At 65.7% G+C, this 9,352-nt stretch carries 6 protein-coding genes and 2 pseudogenes; all 8 read right to left on the minus strand.

Annotated elements, in window-relative coordinates; genetic code table 11:
• Window positions 1-272 (minus strand): annotated as a pseudogene (locus ACWD4A_RS34435) (potassium-transporting ATPase subunit B); the annotation flags it as partial.
• Window positions 269-1,933: a potassium-transporting ATPase subunit KdpA gene (kdpA, locus tag ACWD4A_RS34440; protein ID WP_451200285.1), complete on the minus strand. Its 1,665-nt coding sequence runs from the start codon at window positions 1,931-1,933 to the stop codon at window positions 269-271. The gene kdpA and the pseudogene ACWD4A_RS34435, both read right to left, overlap by 4 nt.
• An 8-nt stretch (window positions 1,934-1,941) precedes the next feature.
• Window positions 1,942-2,031 (minus strand): K(+)-transporting ATPase subunit F, encoded by a 90-nt coding sequence (gene kdpF / locus ACWD4A_RS34445; protein WP_451200287.1) that lies wholly within the window; start codon window positions 2,029-2,031, stop codon window positions 1,942-1,944.
• 305 nt (window positions 2,032-2,336) lie between these two features.
• Window positions 2,337-4,760, minus strand: a complete 2,424-nt coding sequence (locus ACWD4A_RS34450; protein ID WP_451200289.1) for a transglycosylase domain-containing protein — start codon at window positions 4,758-4,760, stop codon at window positions 2,337-2,339.
• A 92-nt stretch (window positions 4,761-4,852) separates the two neighbouring features.
• Entirely contained in the window at window positions 4,853-5,536 is a 684-nt protein-coding gene (locus tag ACWD4A_RS34455; RefSeq protein WP_451200294.1) for a peptidoglycan-binding protein, read from the minus strand.
• A 102-nt stretch (window positions 5,537-5,638) separates the two neighbouring features.
• Window positions 5,639-6,739: pseudogene (ispG, locus tag ACWD4A_RS34460) on the minus strand (flavodoxin-dependent (E)-4-hydroxy-3-methylbut-2-enyl-diphosphate synthase); the annotation flags it as partial.
• A 696-nt stretch (window positions 6,740-7,435) separates the two neighbouring features.
• Window positions 7,436-7,843: an SsgA family sporulation/cell division regulator gene (locus tag ACWD4A_RS34465; RefSeq protein ID WP_451200291.1), complete on the minus strand. Its 408-nt coding sequence runs from the start codon at window positions 7,841-7,843 to the stop codon at window positions 7,436-7,438.
• 685 nt (window positions 7,844-8,528) lie between these two features.
• Window positions 8,529-8,963 (minus strand): response regulator, encoded by a 435-nt coding sequence (locus tag ACWD4A_RS34470; RefSeq protein WP_451200292.1) that lies wholly within the window; start codon window positions 8,961-8,963, stop codon window positions 8,529-8,531.
• Window positions 8,964-9,352: the final 389 nt, after the last annotated feature.

Consider the following 9,352-nt stretch of genomic DNA (forward strand, 5'->3'; position numbering starts at 1 on the left):
CCGAACCAGTCACCCGGATTCTTCAGCGCCAGCCCCGTGGTCACCACCGAACCGACCTCGACCACGAACATCACCGGGGACTTCACCATCACCCGGGGATCGAGCTTCTTGAACGCATCCGGCAGAGACTTCAGCAACTGCGCCGGGTCGAAAAGACCACCGGAGACACGTTCATTCTCGGGCTTGTGCCCGGTGGGGGTGTCTTGGTGAGGTGTCCGGGTCGGGGTAGTGGTGGACATGGCGTTCTCGTGCTTCTTCGTGTCGGTGGTCATGACGCCAGTCCTTCGGCCATCGGGCCAAGGGCCAGGGCCGGGAAGTACGTCAGACCGGTGATGATGAGGATCGCGCCGACGAGGAGGCCCGCGAAGAGCGGCTTCTCGGTGCGCAGGGTGCCCGCGGTCTCGGGCACGGGAATCTGCTTGGCCAGCGAGCCGGCCAGCGCCAGGACGAAGACCATCGGCAGGAAACGGCCGAGCAGCATCGCGAGACCGATCGTGGTGTTGAACCACGGGGTGTTCGCGTTGAGACCGGCGAAGGCGGAGCCGTTGTTGTTGGCACCGGAGGTGTAGGCGTAGAGGACTTCCGAGAAGCCGTGCGCGCCCGAGTTGGTCATGGAGTCCCGCGTGGACGGCATGAGGATCGCCACGGCCGTGAAGCCCAGTGCCAGAGCCGGGGTGATGAGGATGTAGCACGCGGCGAGCTTGATCTCGCGGGTGCCGATCTTCTTGCCGAGGTACTCGGGCGTACGGCCGACCATCAGGCCCGCGATGAACACCGCGACGATCGCCATGACGAGCATGCCGTAGAGGCCGGAGCCGACACCGCCGGGCGCGATCTCGCCCAGCATCATCGACAGCAGGGTCAGGCCGCCGCCCAGACCGGTGAAGGAGGAGTGGAAGGAGTCCACCGAACCGGTCGAGGTCAGCGTGGTGCTCGTCGCGAAGATCGACGAAGCGCCGATCCCGAAGCGCTGCTCCTTGCCCTCCATAGCGCCGCCCGCCGCGTGCAGAGCCGGGCCACCGTGGTGGAACTCGGTCCACATCATCAGCAGGCTGAAGCCGACCCAGATGACCGCCATCGCGCCCAGGATCGCGTAGCCCTGCTTGACGTTGCCGACCATGCGTCCGAAGGTGCGGGTCAGCGAGAACGGGATGACCAGCAGCAGGAAGATCTCGAAGAGGTTGCTGAAGGCGTTCGGGTTCTCGAAGGGGTGGGCGGAGTTGGCGTTGAAGTAGGCACCACCGTTGGTGCCCAGCTCCTTGATGGCCTCCTGCGAGGCCACCGCACCACCGTTCCACTGCTGCGACCCGCCCATGAACTGGCCGACCTCGTGGATACCCGCGAAGTTCTGAATGGCGCCGCACGCCACCAGGACGACCGCGGCGATCACCGAGACCGGGAGCAGGATGCGGACGGTGCCGCGCACCAGGTCCGCCCAGAAGTTGCCGAGCTCACCGGTACGGGAGCGGGCGAAACCGCGGACGAGCGCGACCGCCACCGCGACACCGACCGCGGCGGAGACGAAGTTCTGCACCGCGAGGCCACCGGTCTGGAGAACGTGGCCCATGGCCTGCTCGCCCGAGTACGACTGCCAGTTGGTGTTGGTCACGAAGGACACGGCGGTGTTGAACGCCTGGTCCGGTGAGATGGAGGCGAAGCCGAGCGATCCGGGCAAGGAGCCCTGGATCCGCTGGAGCAGATAGAGGAAGAGGACGCTGACGACGGAGAAGGCCAGGACACCGCGCAGGTACGCGGGCCAGCGCATCTCGACGCCGGGGTTGGCGCCGACGGCCTTGTAGATCCACTTCTCGACCCGCAGATGCCGGTCGGAGGAGTAGACCCGGGCCATGTAGTCACCGAGCGGTCGGTAGGCCAGTCCCAGCGCCACGATGAGCGCGAGCAGCTGGAGCAGGCCGGAGAGTACGGGGCTCATGTCGGGGCTCAGAACCTCTCCGGGAAGACGAGGGCGAGGGTCAGATAGCCCAGCAGGGCGACGGCCACGACCAGGCCGATGATGTTCTCGGCGGTCACAGCTTCGTCACCCCCTTGGCGACGAGAGCCACCAGCGCGAAAACCGCGATCGTGGTGACGACGAAGGCCACGTCGGCCATCGTGTACTCCTGGGTAGTAATGCGAATTAAACGGACATCTATAGGAGACAGGCTAAAAATGCGGATAACTCATTTATTAGCGCCTTCCTTACGGACACTGGCGGGCTCTTGACGCGCTCCATATGGCATCCGGGGCGGGCTTCCGCGGAAGCTGATGAGTCGCACCCGGGCAGTGGGGTGCGACTCACCGGCTTCTCCGGGGGCCAGGCCTGTCTCAGGCCGGTTCTACGGCTTCGGGCGGGGGCCACCACTGTTCGCGCCCCCATTGGCGTCTCCGCCTGTGGAAGCGCCACTGGAACCACCGGCCGCACCGCCGGTAGAACCACCAGCGGTTCCCCCGGCAGCGCCGCCACTGGAACCACCACTGGTACCTCCGGCCGCGCCACCATTGGCGCCGCCAGCCGCACCGCCACTGGAACCACCAGCCGCACCTCCGGCGGCACCCCCGTTGGCACCTCCCGACACACCCGCGCTCGTACCGCCGGCGGCAGTGCCTCCGGCAGCCGCGCCGCCCGCGCCACCGGTCACCGTGCCGTCCGGCGGAGGCGAGGAATGCGTCGATGGCGGTGGCGAATCCGAAGGCGAAGCCTGAGCCGAGGGAGAGGAAGGGGGCGGCGACCCCGCCGGCGGCCCGGGGTCGGCATAGCCGCCGGTCTCCAGGTCGAACTTGGCGGTGGCATCACTTCCGAGCGCCTTTTCGGTGTACGCCGCCCAGATGTCGGCCGGATATGCACCGCCGTTCACACGGCCCTTCCCGCCCGCATTCTTCAGGGTGACTTGTGTACCTCCCGGGGCCTCGCCGAACAGGCCGACGGACGTGATGAGGTCCGGTGTGTAACCGGTGAGCCAGGCGGACTTGTTGTCGTCGGAAGTGCCGGTCTTGGCCGCCACGTCGTACCGCGAGCTGCGCACGTGACTCGCGGTGCCTTGGTTGACCACATCCCTCAGAACGGAGGTCACGCCGTCGGCGGCACTGCGCCCGACAATGTGATCCTTGCCGATCGGGTCGGGGAGCTTGAACTCCTTGCCGCTCCGGGACACGGACTTCAGGATGCTCGGCGTGACCTTCTTGCCGTGATTGTCGAGCGTGGCATAGACGCCCGCCATGTCCAGCGGACTCGCGCCCATGGAACCGAGCGCCATGGCGGGACTCAGATAGAACCCTGTGTCATTGCCCTTCATGCCGAGGCCCTCGGCGGTCTTCTTGACATCGCTCAGGCCCACGTCGACGACCATCTGCGCGAAGACCGCGTTGACGGATTTGTCCATCGCGTCCTGCACCGAGATGGGGTTCTGGGAGAAACCGTCTTCGTTCTCCGGTGCATAGCCGCCGCCGTGCGGACCGACGACCGGCCGCTTGTTGGTGCCGTCGTAAGACGTGCTGGGAGTGATCCGCTGGCCGCCCTGGGTCTTCGAGCCGTTCTCCAGAGCGGCCGCCAGGATGATCGGCTTGAAGGTGGAGGCGGGCTGGTAGTCCCGGCGTGTGGCGTTGTTGGTGTAGTGCTTGAGGTAGTCCGGGCCGCCGTACAGGGCGACGATCCTGCCGGTCTTGCGGTCCACGGACACCGCTCCGGTCTGGACATGACCGTCAACCGCGCGGGACCGCGGATCCAGGTTGTCGAGCAGCTTGTTCTTCACCGCGTCTTCCAAGGCTTTCTGCTTCTTGGAATCGATGCTGAGTGTGACGGTCCAGCCGCCCGCTGCGAACTCCTGCTCGGCGTCCTTCTCGCTACGGCCCTCCTTGACCAGGTCCCGAATGACCTCCTGCTTGGCCATCTCGACCAAGTAGCCGTTCTCGCCCTTCAGACCTGCGGCGGGCTTGGGGTCGGTCGGCTTCTCGAACTGCATCTTGGCTCTGTCCTCGGAGCTGAGCCAGTTCTGCTCGACCATCTTGTCGAGCACATAGCCCCAGCGGGCCTGGACGTTCTTCTTGCCGTCCTCGGTGGCCACCGCCCAGTCGTACTGGCTGGGCGCCTGGAGCAAGGCGGCGAGATAGGCGCTCTCCTGGACGTTGAGCTTGTCGGCGTCCTTGTTGTAGTACGCGCGTGCGGCGGCCTGGATACCGTAGGCGCCACGCCCATAGAAGCTGGTGTTCAGGTAGCCCTGGAGGATCTGGTCCTTGGAGAACTTGTCCTGGACCTTGAGCGAGATGATCAGTTCCTTCAACTTGCGGGAAACAGACTGCTGCTGGTCCAGGTAGTAGTTCTTGACGAACTGCTGAGTGATCGTCGAGCCTCCCTGCTTGCCATGGCCCATCAGGGTGCTGAAGAAGGCCCGCGCGATGCCTTGCGGATCGACACCGGAGTCGGTGTAGAAGGTCTTGTTCTCCGCCGCGACGACGGCGTGCTGGACGTCCTTGGAGATCTTCGAAAGAGGTACGTCCTCGCGGTTCATCTCACCGACCCGGGCGACTGTCCTGCCGTCACTCAACTTGTAGAGGTTGCTCTGCAGTTTGGCTGCCGCATTGCCCTCCCCCGGCACGGCCACGCTGAAGTAGAGCACCACGAAGGCACCCACACCAAGCAACACCACGCCCAGGAAATAGGCGAGGAGCATCTTCCATGTGAAGAACCGGCGTATGCCTTTCTTCTTGGGCTTCTTGGGCTTCCTGTCCCTCTGCTGTGCCCGTCCCACGTCTGCTCGGTCCATCTCTCCTGTAGGTCCAGGTGCGCCCGGCTCCGGATCCGCTCAGGCGGCCGGGCGGGCTGTTCCCGGATGTATCGGGGTATCTGGCGGGGTCTTCACCACATGGGTTTGCGGACCTGGCCGTACTGGCCTCCGCGGGGACGGTCCTCGAAGTGCAGGTGCGGCCCTGTAGCGTTTCCGGTCGCCCCTACCTTGCCGAGCTGCTGCCCTGCTCGGACGTGCTCACCGGCGGTCACCGACCGGTCGGAAAGATGGCAGTAGACATAGGTGCGCCCGTTGTCGGCTTCCAGTCCGATCCAGCTCCCGTAGGCGCCTCCGTCGGAGTTCGCCCAGGCGATGACGCCCGGGCGTACCGCCACCACCGGAGTACCGGCCGGCGCCGCATAGTCGTCACCGGTGTGGTAGCCGCTCGAATAGCCGGTGTTGGGCGTGCCGAACGCGTAGCTGACGGTATGCCCTGGCACCGGGGACGGCACTCTGTCCCCCGCCGGTCCGCCGATATCAGCGACCGGCGCGGCGGTGATGTCGTTTCCCCTCCCGGTGACCAGGTAGTCCCATGTCCGGGGGCCGGGAATGCCGTCCGTTTCGCCCCCGGTCCACCCCTGGGCCAGCTGGAACGCCCGTGTCGCGTCGAGATCCGCCATTCCCCACGACGGCCCCGCGCCCCGCTGGTAGAAGCGCCCGCCGCCACGCTCGATCAGGAGCCGGCCAAGCCGGGTGATGTATTCATTGGAGCGGCCCGGCCCGAAGTGGTGGGCCCCCGGATAGCCCGCCGTCATTCCCGCTGTTCCGGGTGAGGGGGCATCGACCAGACCGGTGTTTCGCCAGGTGTGCGGAAGTTCCTGCGCCGAAAGATGTCCACGGCCCACGAGGTCCGTGTCGACACGCGGTCGGTCCGCCGTGATGCCGCTCCGTTCCATCTGCTCGGCGAGCTTCATGGCTTCGTCCATGAGTGTCACCACGATCTTCGACTCCGGGACGGTCTTGGTCACCTCGCCCCTGACGAAGATCTGGCCCTCACCGTTGCCGGAAGCGACGCCGAGATCCGCGTCCCGCACCTCGTGCGGGCTGCTGATGTCGCAGCCCATGACCGCGACCCGCAGCGGGACCTCGGTTCCTTCCAGAGCCGCACCGACTTGACCGGCCAGCTTGTTGACGTCCGTCTGGGCACGCCCGCAGGACGGGCACGAGATGATCTCCACACGGCGCTGCCGCAGGCCGAGGGACTCCAGGATGTGCGTGGCGACCTTGACTTCCTCCGTCGGCGGCGCGGAGAGCGAGACGCGGACGGTGTCGCCGATGCCGTCCGAAAGGAGCGCGCCGAGGGCGGCGGCCGATTTGATCGCCCCCTGGAAGGAAGGGCCGGCTTTCGTCACCCCCAGGTGCAACGGATAGTCGCAGCGGGCGGCCAGCTGCCGGTACGCCTCGATCATCACGACCGGATCGTTGTGCTTGACCGAGAGCTTGATGTCGCGGAAGCCGTTCTCCTCGAAGAGCGAGGCTTCCCACAGCGCGGACCTGACGAGCGCCTCGGCGGTGACCCCGCCGTACAGCTGCAACAGACGCGGGTCGAGCGACCCGGCGTTGACTCCGATGCGGATCGAAGTGCCCGAACCGGATGCCGCTTTCGCGATCTCCTTGACGTGATCGTCGAACTGGCGGATGTTGCCGGGGTTCACGCGGACGGCCGCGCAGCCCGCTTCGATCGCGGCGAAGACGTACCTGGGCTGGAAGTGGATGTCCGCGACCACTGGGATACGGGACTTCTTCGCGATCACCGCGAGCGCGTCCGCGTCGTCCTGATTGAGGCAGGCCACCCGGACGATCTCACAGCCGACGGCCGCCAGTTCGGCGATCTGCTGGACCGTCGCGGAGATGTCCGATGTCCTGGTCGTGGTCATCGACTGCACCGAGATGGGGGCGTCACCGCCAACGACCACGGATCCGACACGGACCGCGCGCGCATGGCGCCTCGGCCCCATCCCGGAAGGACGCCCTTGAAAGGTATCGAGACGAACAGTGGACAACATTGACTCTTTCTGCACGTCAGGAGATTCCAACGATTACGAAACGTATCCTCCACACTAAACAGAATTCACTGCCCACCATGTCGCCCATGGGAATACATCCGGATCGACGAAAGAGGGCAGTGCCGCCTCCGGCGTCGAGGTGCCAATCAACACCCCTCCGATCCGGGCGCTTTGGCTCGAGGCCGACGGCAGTGCGGTCGATCCGATTCATCGATATGTGATCACACGAGGGCATGCCCCACGAGAAAACCGCCCTGGGGCCACACCCCGCCGTCATGGGCAACATTTACGCACGAGGAAGTAGGCCAAATGGCTTGCCTCAGTACACCTATAGCCGACAACACCGGTCACCGAGGACCCGTAGAGTACGGAGCACGATCAGATCTCAACGAGTACCGCCTGAATCCGGATTCACTCTCGGGGGGAATCGCGACTCGCTCGGATCACGTCAGCAGGCAAGCCGGCCTTGCCTCGCCAAGCCACAGCAGAGGGCCCACCCCCAACCCTCTCGCTGTCGGGCTGTCGAGTGGGCAGCCCCCGCCCCCGTGACCCATCCCCCGGGTCACGGGGGCCTTGCATTTCCTCAGCGGCCACGGTTTGCCACTCGCTGTCGGCGCCCTCACGCCAACGTGCCCGCGACCGCCCTGGTCACTCGGAGAACAGCTCGGCCAGCCCCGCGTCCACATCCACATACAGATGCTCGGCACCCAGCGGGACGAGGCTCTGCGTACGGCTGTTCCAGATGATGAGGTCAGACATTCGCACACGGAACAGCACGCCGACCAGGGTGCCGTGCAGGCCCAGGTAGACCACAGATTCGCCGTTCTCGCTGTCCGGCCATACATGTACGTTCCCGGCCCCGGAAAACCTTGCGATCCCCTGTACGAGCAAGCTCCGCGCGAACCGCCAAGAGGCGACTTCCTGGCCTCCCAGCATGAACGTGACCTGTACCTCGTAAGGGCACGAACTCGAGTACTTGAAAACTGCCCTTACAGGGAACGTGTACTCGTCGAGGATGAGATCTATCGGCATCTCGCACCCGACATCCTGTATCACTTCCGAGGCGTCCTTACTTTCCGACAGCCGACGGTGAATTGATGCGCGATCACACTAGACCACATAGGTGAACAGGGTGCTTCCGTGAGCGCGGATCCGGAATTTCCGCGGACCCGATCCGCGGGCGCGCCGATGCTGCGTACCGAACAAGACGGTTGCATCGGCAGCGTCCGCCGTCAGGGGTCGGGGAGTGACACCGCAGGTACGTGGACAGGCAGTGGTGAACGCGTGCCGGACTCTGCCGAGGAACTCTCAAGGGTCGTGGAGTTCCGGCACGGTCCCAGCCTCCCATGGCAGTCCTCCGCCGGCGCCCCGCGAAGGGGGACCGGCCAACGACTTTGGGATACACGAAGGGCGCGGCGCCGGCCACTCGCAGCGCTGCCGACGGACCTGCGGTCAGTCCGGGCTCTCCGTGCTGGTCGTGGTCGGAGGACGCTTCCGCGGCCGGAGCAGGTATCCGAAGACGACGGCGATCGCGTGGGAAAGGAAAGCAAGGTGTCCATCAGGCGGATATGGACCAGCGACGTGTCCCCGCCCGTGGAAACCCCTACCGGGACAAGGACGATGGCAGTGGCCAGTATGGTGTGCAGCCCGTACGACCGGTCGGTGAATCCAGGTGTGGCCGCCTATCAGGACGGCGCCGACGAGCCAGGAAGCATCCCTCCCACACCCGTGCGCGGGTCATTCAGGGAAGCCACCAGGGGCGCTGGGGCCTCGAGTTGAAACGCGCACGACGCAGCAGGGCGCGGGCACGGGCGACAAGCACAGCCCTGTCGCACAACTTGACCACATAATCGTCGGCACCCGCCTCGAAACCACAGACCGCGTCAAAGTTGTCCTCCTGTGCCGCCATCATGAGGATCGGCACGCAGCTCGTCTCACGGATCTTGCGGCATACGTCGATCCCGTTGACGCCAGGAAGCGCGAAGTCGAGGAGGACCAGGTCGGGTTCCTCCTCACGGACCACTTCGAGGGCGCTGAAGCCGTCGTCCACGGTCGTCGCGGTGAAACCGTGGCGTTCCAGAGCCAGGTGAACCGCGGTGCGTATGGCGCTGTCACCTTCGGCGAGGAGAATGTGCGCCTGGTTCTCCGGCGCGGGCACGATGAAGTTGGTTGTCATGGCACTTTCTCGTGGGGAATCCGCCGGGGGTGACACCATGGAGCCCGGAGACGACAGTCCCGACGCTACGGTTTCACACGCTTCGGCCTTGTCGTCCGGAGGTGGATTCCCGGCCTCCATAGGCGACACGAGGACCCGGCCCTTGCCTGACGCCTCGCTGTCCGGACTCATACGGCGCGTCTATGGCCTCATAAAGATGGGGAGCTCCGGCTTGGTGCCGACAGGCCGGTGGGACAGCCTGGCTCCGGATCCCCCGGTACCCGGAGATCCTCATCCGTGGGCGGGGAAGCCCGGCCCCAGTTCGCAGCAGGAGATCGCCATGACCCGCACTCCCGTCAATGTCACCGTCACCGGCGCGGCCGGTCAGATCGGCTACGCGCTGCTCTTCC

It is taken from the genome of Streptomyces sp. NPDC002537 (assembly GCF_053594975.1).

What these genes read in the sequence shown, in the direction of transcription:
- kdpA (WP_451200285.1), bottom strand. Translation starts at nt 1,933, where the DNA reads ATGAGCCCCGTACTCTCCGGCCTGCTCCAGCTGCTCGCGCTCATCGTG.
- ACWD4A_RS34450 (WP_451200289.1), bottom strand. Translation starts at nt 4,760, where the DNA reads ATGGACCGAGCAGACGTGGGACGGGCACAGCAGAGGGACAGGAAGCCC.
- ACWD4A_RS34455 (WP_451200294.1), bottom strand. Translation starts at nt 5,536, where the DNA reads ATGACGGCGGGCTATCCGGGGGCCCACCACTTCGGGCCGGGCCGCTCC.
- ACWD4A_RS34470 (WP_451200292.1), bottom strand. Translation starts at nt 8,963, where the DNA reads ATGACAACCAACTTCATCGTGCCCGCGCCGGAGAACCAGGCGCACATT.